This is a genomic window from Prochlorococcus sp. MIT 0701 (assembly GCF_000760295.1).
Lineage (GTDB): Bacteria > Cyanobacteriota > Cyanobacteriia > PCC-6307 > Cyanobiaceae > Prochlorococcus.
This window is the reverse complement of record NZ_JNBA01000017.1, coordinates 1-16676: the sequence shown is the minus strand read 5'-3', so window position 1 is coordinate 16676 and position 16676 is coordinate 1. Positions and strand designations below refer to the sequence as shown.

At 53.0% G+C, this 16676-nt stretch carries 19 protein-coding genes and 2 pseudogenes; 12 read left to right on the top strand and 9 right to left on the bottom strand.

From position 1 onward, the window contains the following. The first annotated feature begins 24 nt into the window (after positions 1–24). On the top strand, positions 25–501 hold the full coding sequence (locus EV12_RS04135; RefSeq protein ID WP_036912361.1) for an EVE domain-containing protein: 477 nt from the start codon (positions 25–27) through the stop codon (positions 499–501). A 150-nt stretch (positions 502–651) separates the two neighbouring features. Here the strand turns inward: EV12_RS04135 and EV12_RS04130 are convergent, their stop codons facing one another. Further along, complete coding sequence (locus EV12_RS04130) at positions 652–984, bottom strand: DUF2811 domain-containing protein (protein WP_081939860.1); 333 nt, start codon at positions 982–984, stop codon at positions 652–654. A gap of 184 nt (positions 985–1168) precedes the next feature. Between EV12_RS04130 and EV12_RS14795 the strand changes: the two genes are divergently transcribed. After that, positions 1169–1297, top strand: coding sequence for a hypothetical protein (locus EV12_RS14795; RefSeq protein ID WP_275040945.1), 129 nt, complete (start codon positions 1169–1171; stop codon positions 1295–1297). On the opposite strand, the gene EV12_RS04125 is transcribed toward EV12_RS14795, so the two are convergent. Genes EV12_RS04125 through EV12_RS04115 form a run of 3 tightly spaced genes read right to left on the bottom strand, consistent with a single transcriptional unit; the run spans position 1298 to position 2240 of the window. Further along, positions 1298–1675, bottom strand: a complete 378-nt coding sequence (locus EV12_RS04125; protein ID WP_036912358.1) for a DUF1818 family protein — start codon at positions 1673–1675, stop codon at positions 1298–1300. A gap of 4 nt (positions 1676–1679) precedes the next feature. Continuing rightward, positions 1680–1907, bottom strand: coding sequence for a DNA-directed RNA polymerase subunit omega (locus EV12_RS04120; protein WP_036912355.1), 228 nt, complete (start codon positions 1905–1907; stop codon positions 1680–1682). A gap of 48 nt (positions 1908–1955) precedes the next feature. Next, positions 1956–2240 carry a hypothetical protein gene (locus tag EV12_RS04115; protein ID WP_036912352.1) on the bottom strand — a complete coding sequence of 95 codons (285 nt, stop codon included), beginning with the start codon at positions 2238–2240 and terminating at the stop codon, positions 1956–1958. A 40-nt stretch (positions 2241–2280) separates the two neighbouring features. On the opposite strand from EV12_RS04115, the gene EV12_RS04110 reads away from it, so the two are divergent. Then, complete coding sequence (locus tag EV12_RS04110; protein ID WP_036912349.1) at positions 2281–3906, top strand: Hsp70 family protein; 1626 nt, start codon at positions 2281–2283, stop codon at positions 3904–3906. Between the two features lie 130 nt (positions 3907–4036). On the opposite strand, the gene pyrR is transcribed toward EV12_RS04110, so the two are convergent. Further along, entirely contained in the window at positions 4037–4588 is a 552-nt protein-coding gene (pyrR, locus tag EV12_RS04105; RefSeq protein ID WP_011825184.1) for a bifunctional pyr operon transcriptional regulator/uracil phosphoribosyltransferase PyrR, read from the bottom strand. 163 nt (positions 4589–4751) lie between these two features. On the opposite strand from pyrR, the gene gpmI reads away from it, so the two are divergent. The 4 genes from gpmI (at position 4752) to EV12_RS04085 (ending at position 8311) form a co-directional block, all read left to right on the top strand. Beyond that, the gene (gpmI, locus tag EV12_RS04100) at positions 4752–6374 is read left to right on the top strand and encodes a 2,3-bisphosphoglycerate-independent phosphoglycerate mutase (protein WP_036912345.1); all 1623 of its coding nucleotides are present in this window, start codon (positions 4752–4754) and stop codon (positions 6372–6374) included. 57 nt (positions 6375–6431) lie between these two features. Continuing rightward, entirely contained in the window at positions 6432–6662 is a 231-nt protein-coding gene (gene secG / locus EV12_RS04095) for a preprotein translocase subunit SecG (RefSeq protein WP_036912343.1), read from the top strand. 741 nt (positions 6663–7403) lie between these two features. Then, positions 7404–7694: a hypothetical protein gene (locus EV12_RS04090; protein WP_036912340.1), complete on the top strand. Its 291-nt coding sequence runs from the start codon at positions 7404–7406 to the stop codon at positions 7692–7694. Between the two features lie 116 nt (positions 7695–7810). Beyond that, positions 7811–8311 (top strand): hypothetical protein, encoded by a 501-nt coding sequence (locus EV12_RS04085; protein ID WP_036912337.1) that lies wholly within the window; start codon positions 7811–7813, stop codon positions 8309–8311. 216 nt (positions 8312–8527) lie between these two features. On the opposite strand, the gene groL is transcribed toward EV12_RS04085, so the two are convergent. Together groL and groES are read right to left on the bottom strand one after the other, a co-directional pair. Then, on the bottom strand, positions 8528–10162 hold the full coding sequence (gene groL / locus EV12_RS04080) for a chaperonin GroEL (protein WP_036912335.1): 1635 nt from the start codon (positions 10160–10162) through the stop codon (positions 8528–8530). Between the two features lie 81 nt (positions 10163–10243). Beyond that, positions 10244–10555 carry a co-chaperone GroES gene (gene groES / locus EV12_RS04075; RefSeq protein WP_011130818.1) on the bottom strand — a complete coding sequence of 104 codons (312 nt, stop codon included), beginning with the start codon at positions 10553–10555 and terminating at the stop codon, positions 10244–10246. A gap of 227 nt (positions 10556–10782) precedes the next feature. Between groES and atpD the strand changes: the two genes are divergently transcribed. From atpD to EV12_RS04060, 3 genes are all read left to right on the top strand, one after another. Then, positions 10783–12249: a F0F1 ATP synthase subunit beta gene (gene atpD, locus EV12_RS04070; protein ID WP_036912331.1), complete on the top strand. Its 1467-nt coding sequence runs from the start codon at positions 10783–10785 to the stop codon at positions 12247–12249. 84 nt (positions 12250–12333) lie between these two features. Continuing rightward, positions 12334–12735, top strand: coding sequence for an ATP synthase F1 subunit epsilon (gene atpC, locus EV12_RS04065; protein ID WP_036912329.1), 402 nt, complete (start codon positions 12334–12336; stop codon positions 12733–12735). A 33-nt stretch (positions 12736–12768) separates the two neighbouring features. After that, complete coding sequence (locus EV12_RS04060) at positions 12769–13440, top strand: transaldolase family protein (protein ID WP_036912327.1); 672 nt, start codon at positions 12769–12771, stop codon at positions 13438–13440. A 104-nt stretch (positions 13441–13544) separates the two neighbouring features. On the opposite strand, the gene EV12_RS04055 is transcribed toward EV12_RS04060, so the two are convergent. Further along, a complete protein-coding gene (locus EV12_RS04055) occupies positions 13545–14099 on the bottom strand; it encodes a 30S ribosomal protein PSRP-3 (RefSeq protein ID WP_036912325.1) in 555 nt (184 codons plus the stop codon). Between the two features lie 65 nt (positions 14100–14164). On the opposite strand from EV12_RS04055, the gene EV12_RS04050 reads away from it, so the two are divergent. Both EV12_RS04050 and EV12_RS04040 read left to right on the top strand, forming a co-directional pair. After that, the gene (locus EV12_RS04050; protein ID WP_072014275.1) at positions 14165–14950 is read left to right on the top strand and encodes a TIGR01548 family HAD-type hydrolase; all 786 of its coding nucleotides are present in this window, start codon (positions 14165–14167) and stop codon (positions 14948–14950) included. 105 nt (positions 14951–15055) lie between these two features. Then, positions 15056–15852: pseudogene (locus tag EV12_RS04040) on the top strand (transposase). 221 nt (positions 15853–16073) lie between these two features. Here the strand turns inward: EV12_RS04040 and EV12_RS04035 are convergent. Next, positions 16074–16676 (bottom strand): annotated as a pseudogene (locus tag EV12_RS04035) (carbamoyl-phosphate synthase); the annotation flags it as partial.

Here is a 16676-nt window from a genome sequence, read left to right as displayed (position 1 = left end):
GTATCCCTAACTTCTTCTCTAGCAATGGCTGACAACAATATTAACTACTGGTTGATGAAAAGCGAGCCCGATGCCTACGGCATCGACCACCTCAAAAAAGAAGGCAACACCCTATGGGATGGGATTCGCAACTACCAAGCACGCAATTTTATGCGTTCGATGCTCATAGGAGACAAGGCATTCTTTTATCACTCAAACTGCAAGCCTCCTGGAATCGTAGGGCTCATGGAGGTTATTGAAACCGGCCTGGTGGACCCCACACAATTTGATCCAAAAGCCAAGTACTACGATCCGAAGTCATCACCAGACAAACCCCGTTGGGATTGCGTCCGACTGCATTATCTCGGACGCTTTAGTGAACTACTAAGCCTAGAAAGTCTGCGAGACAAATACAGCGCTGAACAACTACCGGTGCTTCGCAAGGGCAATCGCCTCTCAATCTTGCCGATTCCAAAAAGCACTGCTAATGATCTGCTGCAATGGCTTGGACCACTCCATTAACCCTTCCTCAAAACCAATCACTGAAGAGCTGCTCTTGTCAGAACATATGCCAAGAACGTGTTTCTGGGGCTCGCGCCACAGCCAACTAACGACGCTTCAGCCAGGCAAGGCGCACCCTGCTGCCACTGACGAATAAGCCAGCAGCAGCATTCAAAACCCCTGCATCAGAGAGTTGCTGCAAAACATGTTGGCCACGTAAAGACGGGTGATCTCTCTTGAATCCACCCCGTTCTGCACAAGGAAGCCAGCCAGAGCTGCTTTGATCAACCGATACTGATCCCAATTGGGACATGTCTCGATAAAGCCTGCCATGGCCTCTTGCAGAGGCAGAGGCAACTCGGCCTGGAAGCTGACCACACCATCGAGCCTCACATCCTCTACAACCTCCTGGGCTTGAACCTCCTGGGCTTGCAGCTCCTGGGCTTGCAGCGTCGGCTGCTTCACACCTTCTTCTGCGATCTCTTTGACATCCCCCAATTGCATCTTGACTCCTAAGCACGACACCACTTCTCCACATCTCAACCTCTCCCGTCAAGGCCCCACCCGCGAGCCCATCTCAAGCCGTCTCATGACAAGAACAATGGCCTGACAGCCTTCCGCCGCAAGGCCATCGGCATGCAGTCCCGACGGGAAGCAAGAACGATCCACGTCAAGGGGACAACCACCTATGCAGCCCTTTTTCCACATGCTTGAGCCGAGGGGGCGATTCAAGCCTGCAGGCTGTGGAAAAGCTGTGCATTACCTTGCGCAAGGTCGGGGAGAGATCAATCCTCCCGCCATCGATCAGCCTCTCTAATCATTGATCAAAGTCCCAGGCGGTTCTCATCGCAGTTGCCATCGCTTGCGCAGCAGGTACCGACCAACACCCTTCAGCGCCTCGGGCCTTCTCGCCATCGCCCTGCAAAATCACCTGCAGGCTCCAGCTGTGACGATCACCATCCAGACAGGCCCACCACGGCTGACGTTCCATCTCCAGGCAGACAGATTCCTCTGCCAGCAGCTGATCAACAAGCTGCTGATGTTGATCAGTGAGCTCAACAACCAGAGACTGCAAACATTGCCACTCATCTTGAGTGAGCTCAATAGCCCAGCTTTCCCCTCCAATCAGCACCGGGAAGGCTGTCCTGGCAGGGTCCCTGGCAAGTCGCCAGCCAGGCCCCTCCTGTTGAATCATGACCTCAGCCAGGCAGCAGATCCGGTTGGTCCTGCTCGTCGCTTAGTTCAACGATGGCACGTGCAACCGGCTTCACACTCGATTCCTCCAAAAGGCCATCAAAATCATCGAAACGGCGCTGCTTAGCCCGAAACGCAATTCGAACCGTAGTGAGGTAGCGGTTGCTCGACTGGCGGATAAGACTCTCCCCACGCTTGGCAAGGTCTTTGGGATCCACTCCCGATGTGATCACAGAAACTTCTCATATATCCAGATCACTTTAGGCGAGCGCTGCTCAGCATTAGGCCAATAGATCACTGTGAAAGGGCACATGCATGGGATATGTCCGTTGCAAGGAACCCGGCACCCGCAAGACAATCTGTCGGCCAAGTCCCAAGGCGGCCAAAGGAAGCCTCAGATGAGTCAGCAAAGCGCTGACTTCCTCCAAGTGCTCTTCATCCACACACTCAATCCGGATACTCCCCCAACTACGGGTCATATGGCAATCGAGCAACGGTTCCAGCTCAGCCTCAATGCAAGGGTCCTCTCGATAAAAAGAGAGCACCAGGCGCTGCAACCGATCCATCGTCATTGTCTCTTAACCTTGTGATGACTACAACCTGGCCATGGCCATGGACATGCCCCCTGAGGGCGAAGAAAAGCTTCAGGTTTTCCAACAAGTTGGCACCCTTGCCATTGACCTTGGCAACACAACCACGGTTGTGGCCTTCCAGGCTGAACGTGCTGCCAGCCCTCAACTCCTCGATCTACCACCAATCAGTCGTCGTCCGGGCGAAGTACCTAGTTTGATCTGGGCCGGCCAAAGCAATGACCCCAACCCTCTAGTAGGGAAGCAAGTAGACGAAGCAGGCCTGGTGGGGCAGGGTCACCAAAGCCTGAGCAGAGACTTCAAGCGCTGGATCGGTGCACCTCATCCAACCAAAAGCAATGACTCTTGCCTCTCGCCAGAAAAGGCCGGAGAAATCTTGCTGCAGCAGATCTGGCGCCGACTCCCACCCCATATCGAGGTGCGACGTCTTGTGCTCACTGCGCCAGTGGAAAGCTACCGCCCCTACAGAACTTGGCTGAATCAGGTTTGCACAACACTGCCGGTCGAAGAGATCGCCCTGGTTGATGAACCCACCGCTGCTGCCATGGGTGCCGGCCTACCCCCAGGCTCCAAGCTGTTGGTGATGGACATCGGTGGCAGCACCATTGATCTCTCCCTAGTAGCCCTCGAAGGTGGTGAAGGACGAGCGGCTCCAATCGCCCAATTACTTCGATTTGCTGGCCAAGATCTCCAGGACAGCAGCAAACAAGCCCTGCGCTGCGCACGCGTGCTGGGCAAGGCTGGACTGAAGCTGGGTGGACGGGACCTGGATCATTGGATTGCTAATCATCTCTATCCCGACGTTCCGCTCTCAGAAACACTCCTCAATGCTGCAGAGCGTCTCAAATGCCGCCTTAGCCAGGTGGATCTTCGCGCTGAGGCCACCCAACTGGAAATTGCTGCCGATCCAGAAGGCAATGCAGTCCTTCCTCTACGTCTCTGCCGCAGGGAGCTGGAAGAGCTGCTCATCGCCAGAGGCTTTCTTAACAGCCTGGCCAGCCTGCTCAATGAAACCCTCGCAAGGGGGCGTGGCAATGGTTGCAACCTCCAAGACCTACAGGGCGTCGTAGCCGTCGGCGGCGGCGCACAAATCCCCCTCGTTCGCAATTGGTTGCAGCAGCAAACGCAACCAGCCCCACTCCTCACGCCTCCACCCATAGAGGCCGTTGCTGTTGGAGCCCTGCAACTCACACCGGGGGTCAAAGTTCAGGATGTACTACACCGTGGTGTATCTCTGCGCTGCTGGGATCAGCGAGGTGGACAACATCATTGGCATCCGCTGTTTCTCGCCGGTCAACCCTGGCCAACAACCGCCCCCCTTGAGCTCGTCCTGGCCGCCAGCCGGATCGATCAACTGGAGCTTGAGGTGGTGCTTGGTGAGCCAGACATCAACGAGAGCCATGAGGTTATCTACATCGATGGAATGCCAACCCTGCAATCAAAGCCAGCAGAGCGCAAACTGCATCCCTGGCCAGGGACCTGCCCTACAGCTTCACTTGCACTAAAACCACCCGGTCAGCCGGGGCAAGACTGCCTGAGGTTGCAATTCTCCATCGACGACGATGCCCAGCTGCAGATGGAGGGGCTAGATCTACGCAGTGGTGAGCGGCTAGACAAGCAAAAGCTGGGCACCGTGCAGTAACTGATTCATCCACACCAACCTCAACGCAATCCAAAGGCAAGACGACCATGGGCTGAACTGACCTCTGTCATCAAGACGAACGGCGCCGGTGCATGAACAAAAAGTTCACCAGCTCAGCGTGTAGTCCTCATCAAGGCAACTGGCGCAAGTAAACCCCCTCTTCTCCATCCACATCAGAGAGGCGCAATTCGATGCTTTCCGTGCGACGAGTCGGCACTTTGCGACCACAGAAATCTGGTTGAATCGGCACTTCACGGTGCCCGCGATCCACCATCACCAACAACATCACCCGCTGAGGCCTGCCCCAGGCCTGAAGAGCTTCAAGGGCAGCGCGCACCGTGCGGCCGGTAAAAATCACATCATCCACCAACACAACCTCTCGCCCCTCAACGCTGTTGGGGAGATCGGTGGGTTGCACCATCCGAGTACCGACTCGACCAAGATCATCACGATGAAAGGTGGGGTCCAAACTTCCCTGATCAATGCTATGGCCAGCAATGGGTTCCAACTCTTTGGCCAAGACACGAGACAGATGCACCCCTCGCGTAGGAATTCCCAGGAACAAAAGTTCCCGACTATCAGAGACAGACTCGAGTACTTGAGAAGCAAGGCGCGAAAGGGTGCGACCGAGCTCCTGCTCAGAGAGGATCTCAACTCGTTCATCACTACCTTTGTCGATCATGGTCGTGACGATTAAGACGTGAGTTTATGCCGATCTTCTCCTGCCTCCAACAACAATCAATGCGTAAAAGCTGACGGAAGTCAGCACAAATGCAGACCAAGAGCAAAGGAGGAAGTAACTTCAATCCGGAGAAGTCCTTAATAAGCAATAGCCGGGTGTGAACATGTCCAGCAGCAGTTCCGGAAATTCAAGGCATTTCGGCCGGGTTGCACCTGTAGTGCTGGCGATCCTTGATGGCTGGGGACATCGTGAGGAACGTAAGCACAACTCCATCCGTAGTGCTGAGACTCCAATCATGGATGCCCTCTGGCATGCCTACCCCCACGCCCTGATCGAAGCCAGTGGTGCCGCTGTCGGTCTGCCAGACAACCAGATGGGCAACTCTGAGGTAGGTCATCTCACCATCGGTGCGGGTCGGGTGATCCGTCAGGAACTCGTTCGCATCAGTGAAACCGTACAAGCCGGAAGACTGGGGCAAACTCCTGCCCTGATTGCCCTCGCCGAACGATTGCGCAAGTCTGACGGCACACTTCATCTGTTGGGACTCTGTTCCGATGGCGGTGTCCATAGCCATATCAACCATCTCTGCGGTCTTTTGCACTGGGCTGCCGCAGCTGGGCTCAACAAAGTGGCAGTGCATCTCATCACCGATGGACGAGACACCCCGATTCAAAGCGCGAGCAAATACCTACACCAAATCGAAGACGCCATCAACGCCAGTGGAGTAGGAGAGTTAGCAAGCCTCTGCGGCCGCTATTGGGCCATGGACCGTGACCACCGCTGGGAGCGCACGATCAGGGCCTATGAGGTACTCACCGACCCAAATCAACCGATCAGCAGAGTCGCTGCCGAAGACGTTCTCAGCGCAAGTTATGCCAACGGCACCACCGACGAATTTCTAGAACCCACACGTCTTAGCAATACCTACTTAAAAGACGGGGATGGCCTAGTGATGTTCAACTTCCGTCCTGACCGCGCCAGGCAATTGGTGCAAGCCCTCACACTTCCAGACTTCGATGGTTTCCCGCGAGCCAATCAGCCCCGCCTCGATGTCGTTACCTTCACCCAGTACGAACTCGATCTCCCTGTAGCAGTTGCCTTCCCCGCCGAATCACTCGACGATCTGCTCGGTCAGGTGGTCTCAGAACACGGCCTACGCCAATACCGCACTGCCGAAACAGAGAAATATCCCCACGTCACATATTTCATGAATGGTGGCATCGAACAGCCACTAGCAGGAGAGGAGCGTCATCTTGTGCCATCCCCCCGCGTGGCCACCTATGACCTGGCTCCAGCGATGTCCGCAGACACGCTGACCAAGAGTTGTGTGAACGCGATTGAGAGTGGTGTGTATTCATTGGTCATCATCAACTACGCCAATCCAGATATGGTCGGGCACACCGGTGTGATGGGAGCCGCTCAGGAAGCCATCAGCACCGTGGACCGCTGCATCGGCCAATTGCTTGATTCGATCGGGCGAATGGGCGGCACTCTGTTGATCACGGCTGACCATGGCAATGCCGAACTGATGCAAGGTCCAGATGGTCAGGCCTGGACGGCTCACACCACGAACCCCGTGCCTGTGATCTTGGTAGAAGGAGAGAAACGCAAGCTGGCTGGCTACGGCAATGACATCCAGCTGCGTGAAGGCGGTGGCCTGGCTGACATCGCACCCACGCTGCTGCAACTGCTGGATTTACCTAAGCCCGATGCCATGTCAGGCTTATCGTTGATTCAAGCCATTGAGTCACCAACGCCATCTGCACGACTTCCTCAACCCGTTTAAGGCGAACGATCGCGAGTTGAGGTCAGAGCATGATCAACACATCCCTAGACTGAGGCCATGATTACGTCTGTTCTTTCCTGGGTCTGGGTCGCGTCTGGCGTTCTCTTGATGCTGTTGGTCCTGCTGCATAGCCCCAAGGGTGGTGGCATGGGAGGGATATCAGCTAGCGGCAGCTCCAGTTTCACAAGCACCAGCAGTGCCGAGGCAACATTGAACAGGATCACCTGGACATGCCTAGCCATATTCTTGACTCTTGCAGTAATCCTCAGCGCTGGTTGGCTCACTTGAACTGAGCTTTGATTCCTCCGTAGGCTCGCAGGATCATTGCTAAAAGGATTGAACAAACATGTGATGAACCACGCCAATCGATATCGAACTCATCACCATTTTTTTTGCATGCCAAGCTAAAACTCAACACCTCCAACACAACTCAGAAGCAAGGCCCCTAGGGGAATACCCCGCAAAGCAAAAAAAGAAAGTTGAGCATGGCAATAGAAATGAGCTCCAGACATATCCATGCTCACTACGAGTTGGCATAGCCATAGCTTATTCAAAGAATTACATAGCTCTAAGTACTGTCTTAAGCAGGCAATCGCCATCGATCAGCAACATGCGCTTGCCTAAAGCAGCAGTAGTAACGCAAAGATCATCTTGAGCACAAAAAGAATCTCATCAATGAGCCAACAAAGCAATTTTGCTAATGTTCAAACAAGAATAGATCGCTCAAATGATACATCGAAGAATGTTGCATACGATAAGCAGCAAAGACAATAAAGCAAGGATCTTTGATGCATAGTCGAAGAGTTGCAATATGCTTCTGCGGCTTACAATGAATACAACAAGAAAAAGAAGGAATGAAAAATCAAGAATCAAAGCTTCTTACACACAAAAGCAAGTCAAAGATCCTTTGCTAAAATCAAGAGGCCAAACACTATGCTCCAAATGGGCTTCAAGCTATAATCAAAGTGTCGGCGATGGCGACTTGCTCTACTGATTCCTTATCGACAAGACATTTATCGGAAACCCAAAATGGCAAAGGCACCAGAGGAGAAGACGTCAAAAGCGCCAGAAGAAAAGATCACGACCGATACAATCATCTTACTTCTCATCAGGCTTACTTTTATTGTCTTTGACTCATTTAAAAGGCTTGCCTCTTTGATTAATGCTGGGGTAACGAAAGACGAGCAAACGAATGAACAGCAAATGGTACCCGTCAAGGAGTCAAATGATAAGCTAAAAGGATTACTCAAGAAAGAATTGGTTGACCTGGTCATTGCCTATGAGAAAGAAACAGGTATTGACCATCAAAACGTCAAATAATTAGCCACCCGGCATCTCAACGAGAAGCTTCCAGCCCATTCAGTGGCATTCTGGCCAACAAATCAGTGCCCCATAAATATACCTCCCCATAAAAAATCATTTGCCCTGAGAATCAAATGCCTCCCAAAGGAAAAGAACTTGCAACAATCATAAAAAAGGCTTCTCCTTTATATGATTACTGGAAATCACAACAAAATGAAGAAGACGAAAAGGCGAGATTGTCAAAGGCAAGCTCAAGCAGCCCGGCATCATATCTATTCAAAGAAGAGCCATACAAATGGGAGAACCTCTATCAAAGTATTACCAGGGAGATTGCAAGAGGTGACCGAGACTCAATCAGAGGGCTAAGGGTAATCCTCGATACGATCAACAGTTCAGAGAAAGAAAAGATGCTGAAAGCATTTGGCGACAACAAAATCATTGACGAAGAAATGCTATTGCTGGTCAAACGGGAAGACGCAAGCCAAACATCCACAAAGAAGAATTTATTTAGATTTGCGCGCATACTATTTGCGATCTTCACTAATCCATATGGCATCGAAATGAAGCGCACAAAAGCGCACATTTACGAACGCACTGGTGCCGCTATCTATGCATTAAGAAAAGCGATGTCATAAAAATTTCTACAGTAAGTTCAGCTTCAAATTGATCTTGCAATGCAAGCATCAAGACAGCAATGATCATGCCACTTGATTAGCACAACTCTCTAAGAGTTACTACCAGCAATCGTCCTTCATATCAGCCAAAAAAAAGCACCCAGAAGGGTGCTTTTGATCTGTTCTTGATGACATGTAACTTGTGACTTGTGGGACTCCGAAGAGTCCCGGCTTTGATCAGTAGTCGAAGTCACCACCCATGCCGCCACCGCCGGCAGGAGCTGCATCCTTCTTCTCGGGCAAATCAGCAACGATGCACTCAGTGGTCAGCACCATGCCAGCAATCGAGGCCGCATTCTGCAAACCAGAACGGGTGACTTTTGCAGGGTCAACAATGCCTGCAGCAAGCATGTCGATGTAATCCCCAGTAGCAGCGTTATAGCCTTCACTGATGGGCCTGCTCTTGACGTTCTCGGCCACGACAGCACCATTGGCGCCTGCATTCTCAGCAATGCGCATCAAGGGAGCAGCAAGGGAAGCTTCCACAATGTTGGCACCGATCAGCTCCTCACCGCTGAGGTTGCTATTGGCCCACTTCTGCAGATCAGCAGCGAGATGAGTCAGTGTGGTGCCACCACCTGGGACGATGCCTTCCTCAACTGCTGCCTTGGTCGCGTTGATGGCGTCTTCAAGACGAAGCTTCTTGTCCTTCATCTCGGTTTCGGTGGCAGCACCCACCTTCACAACAGCAACGCCACCGGCCAACTTGGCGAGTCGTTCCTGCAGCTTCTCCTTGTCGTAGGTCGAGTCAGTCTCGTCCATCTGCTTTTTGATCTGCTCGCAACGCCCTTTCACCGCCGTCTCATTGCCTTCGGCAACGATGGTGGTGGTGTCCTTATTGATGGTCACACGGCGCGCTGTACCAAGCATTTCCAGCTTGGCATTATCTAATTTAAGACCGGCGTCTTCGGTGATCAACTGACCATTGGTCAGCACTGCCATGTCTTCGAGCATGGCCTTACGGCGATCACCAAACCCAGGAGCCTTCACGGCCGCCACATTCAGCACACCACGAAGACGATTAACCACCAAGGTTGCGAGAGCTTCCTTCTCAATGTCCTCAGCAATGATCAGCAGGGGCTTGCCAGTGCGGGCAATCTGTTCAAGCACAGGCACCAGATCCTGTACCAAGCCAATCTTCTTGTCAGTGAGGAGAATGTAGGGCTCATCCAGCACAGCCTCCATCCGCTCAGTGTCAGTGGCGAAGTAAGGGGAGATGTAGCCCTTATCGAAACGCATCCCCTCGGTGACCTCCAGTTCAGTGGTCATCGACTTGCCCTCTTCAAGAGAGATCACACCTTCCTTGCCAACTTTGTCCATGGCGTCAGCAATCATGCGACCCACTTCCTCGTCGTTGCCGGCAGCAATGGTTCCACACTGAGCAATGGCGTTGCTGTCACTGATCGGCTTGGCGAGCTCCTCAATCTTGCTCACGAGGAAGTCGGAAGCCTTGTCGATCCCCTTCTTCAAGGAGATTGCATTGGCACCAGCAGCCACATTGCGCAAGCCGGCCTTCACCATGGCATGAGCCAAAACAGTGGCTGTGGTCGTGCCATCACCTGCAGCGTCGTTGGTCTTCGAAGCTGCCTGACGGATCAGAGCAACACCAGTGTTCTCAATGTGATCTTCAAGCTCAATCTCTTTGGCGATGGTGACGCCATCGTTGATGATTTGGGGTGCACCAAACTTTTTCTCAAGCACCACATTGCGGCCTTTGGGCCCCAGTGTGACGGCCACGGATTCGGCCAGGATGTCAATGCCGCGCTCAAGGGCACGTCGAGCTTGCTCGTTGTAAATAATGCGCTTAGCCATGGGAGGCGTTGTCCTTTAAAAATGATGGATTTGGTCAGTTGAAAGCCGGTGTCAGCTGAAAGTCAGAGTCAGCCGCAAAGCTCAGTTGACGACAGCCAGGATGTCCTTCTCGGACAACAGCACGTACTCATCTGTGCTGAGCTTGATGTCTGTACCTGCGTATTTGCTGTAAAGAACCTTGTCTCCAACTCCCACTTCGGGAGCCTGGCGGGAACCATCGTCATTGCGCTTTCCAGGGCCAACTTGAACCACCTCGCCCACCTGGGGCTTTTCCTTGGCGGTGTCAGGCAAAAGGATGCCGCCCGCAGTTTTCTCCTCTGATTCAGAGACTTTCACAAAAACGCGATCTCCGAGAGGCTTAACGGTGGAGACGCTGAGAGAAACAGCTGCCATGGGTGTATTGAAAGAGCAAGAACAGGGCGCCGAAGCACCACATAACGACCTGGAGTAGCACTCGTGGCCATTGAGTGCCAACCCTATGTGTGTTGATGCTGTGCCGACTAGTCGATACCTGTGCGGGTCACCGAACCCTGAGAAGCTCTCGCCATGCAGTGGTAATGTTGCGCCGCTCTGTAAGGGCATGCGTTAGACACGCAACCCCTGCAAAACTCTATTTTCTTATGGCCGCTGCAGCTACCGCCACCGCTGGCACCCAGGGCGTTGTTCGCCAGGTGATTGGCCCGGTTCTGGATGTGGAATTCCCTGCCGGCAAGCTGCCCAAAATCCTCAATGCCCTTCGTATTGAAGGCAAGAACCCATCCGGTCAGCACATTGCCATCACTGCCGAAGTGCAGCAGCTCCTCGGCGATCATCGAGTAAGGGCAGTGGCAATGAGCAGCACCGATGGCCTCATTCGTGGCATGGAAGCCCTTGATACCGGCTCACCAATTTCCGTACCCGTTGGTGAAGCCACTCTGGGCAGGATCTTCAACGTGCTCGGCGAACCAGTTGATGAGCAGGGTCCTGTTACAACCGATGCAACTGCCCCGATTCACCGGCCAGCGCCAAAACTCACTGAGCTAGAGACCAAACCAACAGTTTTTGAAACTGGCATCAAGGTGATTGATCTCTTGGCTCCCTACCGTCAAGGCGGCAAGGTTGGCCTCTTCGGTGGCGCCGGTGTGGGCAAGACCGTGCTGATTCAGGAGCTGATCAATAACATCGCCAAAGAGCACGGTGGTGTGTCTGTCTTTGGTGGGGTGGGCGAGCGCACCCGTGAAGGCAACGACCTCTACGAGGAATTCAAAGAATCCGGAGTGATCAACTCCGACGACCTTTCGAAGTCGAAGGTTGCTCTTTGCTTCGGGCAGATGAATGAGCCCCCTGGCGCCCGTATGCGCGTGGGTCTTTCAGCTCTCACCATGGCTGAGCACTTCCGCGACGTGAACAATCAAGACGTGCTGCTGTTCATCGACAACATCTTCCGTTTTGTGCAGGCCGGATCGGAAGTCTCTGCTCTATTGGGTCGCATGCCTTCCGCCGTGGGTTACCAGCCCACCCTTGGCACCGATGTTGGTGCACTTCAAGAGCGCATCACATCAACCCTAGAGGGATCGATTACCTCGATTCAGGCCGTCTACGTTCCCGCAGATGACCTCACCGACCCCGCACCAGCCACAACATTTGCCCACTTAGACGCCACAACTGTGCTGGCTCGTGCATTGGCCGCCAAGGGCATTTACCCAGCTGTGGATCCTTTGGATTCCACCAGCACCATGCTTCAGCCATCAGTTGTTGGCGATGAGCATTACCGCACAGCACGAAGCGTGCAGGCCACACTGCAGCGCTACAAGGAACTGCAAGACATCATTGCCATCCTTGGTCTCGACGAACTCTCAGAAGATGATCGCCGCACAGTAGATCGAGCCCGCAAGATTGAGAAGTTCCTTTCCCAGCCCTTCTTTGTCGCCGAGATTTTTACCGGCATGTCCGGCAAGTACGTCAAGCTGGAAGAAACCATCGCCGGCTTCAATATGATCCTGGCTGGTGAACTAGACCATCTACCTGAGCAAGCCTTTTACCTGGTTGGCAACATCGACGAGGTCAAAGCTAAGGCCGAGAAGATAGCTTCAGAAGCAAAGGGTTAAAGCCCAGCGGGGAGTGAGACATCTCTCCGCTGATCACTTTCATCTCCATTCAGTTTCTCCACGTCAAACCCAAGCCTGCGAACCATGTCTCTCACCCTCCGCGTTCTGGCACCTGACCAGAGTGTGTTCGACGGCACTGCCGAAGAGGTGATTCTTCCCAGCACCACAGGCCTAATTGGCATCCTGCCAGGCCACATATCGCTTGTCACGGCCCTGGACATCGGTGTGATGAGGGTTCGAACCAATGGGGCCTGGAACTCCATTGCCCTGATGGGTGGATTCGCCGAAGTTGAGGCAGACGATGTCACCGTGTTGGTTAATGGTGCCGAACTCGGCAATAGCATTGATGCAACAACGGCTGAAGCAGAGCTGGAACAAGCCAAAGCCAAAGTGAGCCAAATGGAAGGTCAGGAACCTTCAACCGAAAAAATAAAAGCACAGCAGAACTTCAATCGCGCCCGAGCGCGAGTTCAAGCCACTAAATAAGCAAATCAATAGGCAGCTGCTGAGGACATTGAGTTGACTCTGCAGCTCTTACTCGACAGCGCAGACCCCAGCGAATGGGAAGCATGGCTTCCTACAGGCCTTTTTACTGGCATCACAACCAACCCAACACTGCTGAGACGAGCCCAACAACCCTGCCAACTTGATCATCTCAAGAGCTTGGCTGCTGCAGCCGAACAACTTGGTTGTTTAGAGCTACATCTTCAAGCATGGGGAAAGCATGCCATCGAGCTAGCAGAATGCGGCGCTGCCTTGGCTCAATTGACGACTCCAGCTCTCACTATTCACGTCAAACTGCCGATTACCCAAGCAGGAAGCCAAGCAGCAAGCACCCTGATCGCCGCAGAAATCCCCATCACATTCACGGCCTGTTTTGAAGCCCCCCAGGTCTTGATCGCTGCGGCCTTAGGCGCTCAACACATCGCCCCCTACCTCGGACGGATTAACGATCAAGGCCGTGATGGCTACACCGAATTGATAGCAATGCAACGAGCCCTAGAAGGAGTTGGCAGCAGCTGCAAACTCCTGGTGGCTAGCTTGCGCAATCGTCGGGATCTAAGCCATTTGGCAGCAGAAGGAATCGACACCTTCACGATCAGTGCTGAGCTGGCTGAGGAGCTGTTTGAGGTCAAGGCCACCTTGGAAGCTGCTGCTGCGTTTGAGCAAGACGCATCCTCTGGAGCCTGAACTGCAAGCTCGCCCATGAAGCCTCCACTTCAGTCTTGCCATTAAAAAAACTCCGCCTTAAAGGCGGAGCGGGTCTGCAGACTTCATTCGATCGGCTGGCTTGATTAGGCCGTACCGCAGAAGGTGACGTCTGGGAACTTGAGCTTGGCTTCTTCGAGATTCTTACCCTTGCCCTCTTCCTGCCAGTAGTTGATCACTTCCGTGGCCTTATTGAGCACCTCAACGCGCTCGTTATCGGTGATCCAGCTCTTGCCTTCTAGCTCACCTTTAAGTGTTTCCCAGGCATCTTCGCGAGGCCAGAAAAAATAAGCCGTAAGAGGGCTGGGGCCACCGCCAACGATTTGATCAACAGCCAAAGCCACGTTGTCTGGCAGCCACAGAATCTTCAGCAAGAAGCGACCTTCATCGGCCTTTGGGGTATATCCAGAAGGCACACCATCAGCATCGATCGTTGCAGTCGCAAGAGCAGCACTGCCACCACGCATCACAGGACGGCCTTCCTGAGGCTCCTCCTTGGCCTGCTCCTCCTTGGGTGCCTCGTCTTTGGGTTGCACCTGCTCCTCAACGACGTCCGTCGTGGCCTGTGGATGTGCCTCAGCCACTGCAGCGTCCGTGCTCGCGACCTCTTGATCAGCGGCAGCGCCTTCGGAAACCGTCATGCTCTCTGCGCTCAAGGAATCTGAACAAACAACTAACCTAACAGTCGCTCAACACTCTCTATCCACTGAACCTGCAAGGCCTGCTGCTGTTTGACATCGACGGCGTGATCCGCGATGTAGCAGCCAGCTACCGTCGTGCCATCCAGGAAACAGTGCACCATTACAGCGGCTGGCGTCCCAGCGTCGCTGTGATCGACGCACTCAAAACAGAAGGCAGCTGGAATAACGACTGGGACGCCAGCCTGGAGCTCCTCAGACGTGATCAGAAAAGCCGTAACCAAGCCCTAGAACTTCCGAGCCGCGAGCAGCTCATAGACGTGTTTAGTCGTTTTTATTTTGGCGGTGATCCCAATGGCGACCCCCGCAATTGGCAGGGCTTTATCCGCAATGAGCCACTGCTGGTCAATCAAAGATTCTTTGAGGAGCTGAGTTCGCTTGATTTCGCCTGGGGATTTGTTAGTGGTGCTGAGCCTCCTTCTGCCCGATTTGTATTGGAACAACGCTTGGGGCTCAAGCATCCAGCCTTGATCGCCATGGGCGAAGCACCTGACAAACCAGATCCCACTGGCCTGCTTCAACTAGCCAGCCAACTTGCTGGTAGGAGATTGGGTCAAGGCGTTCCAACAGTCGCCTACCTAGGCGACACGGTGGCCGATGTGCGCACAGTGATCCATGCCCGCCAGCAACAACCCGAGCAGCAATGGATGAGCCTGGCAGTCGCGCCACCCCATTTGCATGGGATCAAGCAACAAGAAGCACGCAACGCCTATGAAGATCGACTGAAGCAGGCCGGCGCCGATCACATTCTGAGCTGTACAACCGATGCGATCGAGACCCTCAAAAACTGGTGAAGATCTCGTCTGGCCAGGCTCGGCCATCTCCATAATCTCGCGTAGAGCTGCTAAGGAATTTGGTTGGAAGCATGGCTAATGCTTGAGCGCTGATGCCGTCAGCCCATGGCTCGAGCAAAACGCTTACTGCCGGCTGGCTGCAGTTTTCACATCACGCTGCGCTGCAATAGCCGGCAGTTCTTGATCGCCAAAGCCCTTAGGCGTGATGTGTTGTTGGCAGTGCTCAATAAAGCCAAGCAGAAATTTGCCGTGAGGGTGTATGGGCTGTGCCTGATGGCTAACCACCTTCACTTGCTGCTTAAGCCAACCGATGCCAAGGATTTGCCGAGGTTGATGCATGGGTTTGCTTTGTACTCAGCATTGCTTGGTATTCAGCCATGGCCCTGAACCGCTTGAGCGGGCGTTGTGGGCACTTCTGGGAGGCCAGGTATTTCTCAACGCCGATCCACCCAAAAGATCACCGGAGAATATTGAACACGCTCAGATATATCCATGCCAATCCCAAAGCAGCAGGGGTAAGGAAAGGATTCTTTGATCCCTATAGCAACTATGGCCACTACAGCAGGCTGCAATCAGACGGCATCAGTGAATGGCATCCAGCCTTTTTAAATCTATCGGCAACGCTTGATGGTTGTGCCAAGCGCTATGAGCCTTTCTGCCAGCGCTATCGCCACAAGAGCAAAGGCGCTCCCAAGTGCCATTGGGGGAGTCGCATGCTTAAACGGCTAGTCAGTCATTCAAGAACTACAAGCAAGAAGAAGAGGGTTTCACCAGGCCAACAACGATTGCCATGGGATTGGGATGTTCGCCTCAATCAAATCCCTGAGGGTTGGCATCAAATTTCGTTGAGATTCAGGAAAGCCAATGGCATCAGAGATGGAGATTCGCGGCTATTATTTTAGTGATTTTTTTTGTGAACTAACAGAGGAAGTAATTGTATTGACAGAGACGTTCAATGTAGAGGCTGAGTTCACTATGTCTGAGCTTTTAATGAAACTTAGCTCGTAAAGATATTCCCTCAAATAAGCAGACTCTGTACTCAGATAGTGCCAGGCATTGAACAGTTAATTAGCTGCTTTTATGAGAGTTTTGATGAGACGTTAAATCCCAGACAGGCCAGTACTCAAGAGGGCTCCCAGCCGTGTTCAGTTGCTTTAGGCGCGCCGGGGCTACAATGAATTATTGTAGTGTAGTGGAAATGCCGGTGGGTCTGAGGTTGCACACCGCCTGATAGAGTTTGGATGGTTAAGTGTGAGGTAGGTGATAGGTATCCCCGCAGTAGACCATTGCGCGCATCAAATACCGGGCATGTCGATGAACGTAGATCTTTTGCATCATGAACGCGGATATTTCTGTTTTTAACGCTTTCAGATAGCGATTTGATTGTTGGCATTTCCCAAGCTTTCTTCTCAATTGCTGTTGCTGAGCTGTTGCTACCAAAACGATAGCTGATGTTACCTGAAAATCTTGTATCAAAGGCTTCGTCATGGGAGAGATTGACGCCAAGAGTTAAGCCATCAGCGATCACATAATCCAGCGCGACTTGCACACCAGAACCATCAGCATCATCAAGATCGCCTTGCTGGTAGTAATAACCAACAGAGGCATTGAGATCAGGCGTGATGAAATAACCAACATCTAAGCCGTAGGTATCTAAAGCGCCGCCTAAATAACGACTGTTAAGGCGCTGCTCTGTATCACCGACTGGAATAAGGGCATAGGCATT

What these genes read in the sequence shown, in the direction of transcription:
- pyrR (WP_011825184.1), bottom strand. Translation starts at nt 4,588, where the DNA reads ATGATCGACAAAGGTAGTGATGAACGAGTTGAGATCCTCTCTGAGCAG.
- EV12_RS04135 (WP_036912361.1), top strand. Translation starts at nt 25, where the DNA reads ATGGCTGACAACAATATTAACTACTGGTTGATGAAAAGCGAGCCCGAT.
- EV12_RS04090 (WP_036912340.1), top strand. Translation starts at nt 7,404, where the DNA reads ATGGCAAAGGCACCAGAGGAGAAGACGTCAAAAGCGCCAGAAGAAAAG.
- gpmI (WP_036912345.1), top strand. Translation starts at nt 4,752, where the DNA reads ATGTCCAGCAGCAGTTCCGGAAATTCAAGGCATTTCGGCCGGGTTGCA.
- EV12_RS04110 (WP_036912349.1), top strand. Translation starts at nt 2,281, where the DNA reads ATGGCCATGGACATGCCCCCTGAGGGCGAAGAAAAGCTTCAGGTTTTC.
- atpC (WP_036912329.1), top strand. Translation starts at nt 12,334, where the DNA reads ATGTCTCTCACCCTCCGCGTTCTGGCACCTGACCAGAGTGTGTTCGAC.
- EV12_RS04085 (WP_036912337.1), top strand. Translation starts at nt 7,811, where the DNA reads ATGCCTCCCAAAGGAAAAGAACTTGCAACAATCATAAAAAAGGCTTCT.
- EV12_RS04125 (WP_036912358.1), bottom strand. Translation starts at nt 1,675, where the DNA reads ATGATTCAACAGGAGGGGCCTGGCTGGCGACTTGCCAGGGACCCTGCC.
- EV12_RS04130 (WP_081939860.1), bottom strand. Translation starts at nt 984, where the DNA reads ATGCAATTGGGGGATGTCAAAGAGATCGCAGAAGAAGGTGTGAAGCAG.
- atpD (WP_036912331.1), top strand. Translation starts at nt 10,783, where the DNA reads ATGGCCGCTGCAGCTACCGCCACCGCTGGCACCCAGGGCGTTGTTCGC.
- EV12_RS04055 (WP_036912325.1), bottom strand. Translation starts at nt 14,099, where the DNA reads ATGACGGTTTCCGAAGGCGCTGCCGCTGATCAAGAGGTCGCGAGCACG.
- groL (WP_036912335.1), bottom strand. Translation starts at nt 10,162, where the DNA reads ATGGCTAAGCGCATTATTTACAACGAGCAAGCTCGACGTGCCCTTGAG.
- groES (WP_011130818.1), bottom strand. Translation starts at nt 10,555, where the DNA reads ATGGCAGCTGTTTCTCTCAGCGTCTCCACCGTTAAGCCTCTCGGAGAT.
- EV12_RS14795 (WP_275040945.1), top strand. Translation starts at nt 1,169, where the DNA reads ATGCAGCCCTTTTTCCACATGCTTGAGCCGAGGGGGCGATTCAAGCCT.
- secG (WP_036912343.1), top strand. Translation starts at nt 6,432, where the DNA reads ATGATTACGTCTGTTCTTTCCTGGGTCTGGGTCGCGTCTGGCGTTCTC.
- EV12_RS04115 (WP_036912352.1), bottom strand. Translation starts at nt 2,240, where the DNA reads ATGGATCGGTTGCAGCGCCTGGTGCTCTCTTTTTATCGAGAGGACCCT.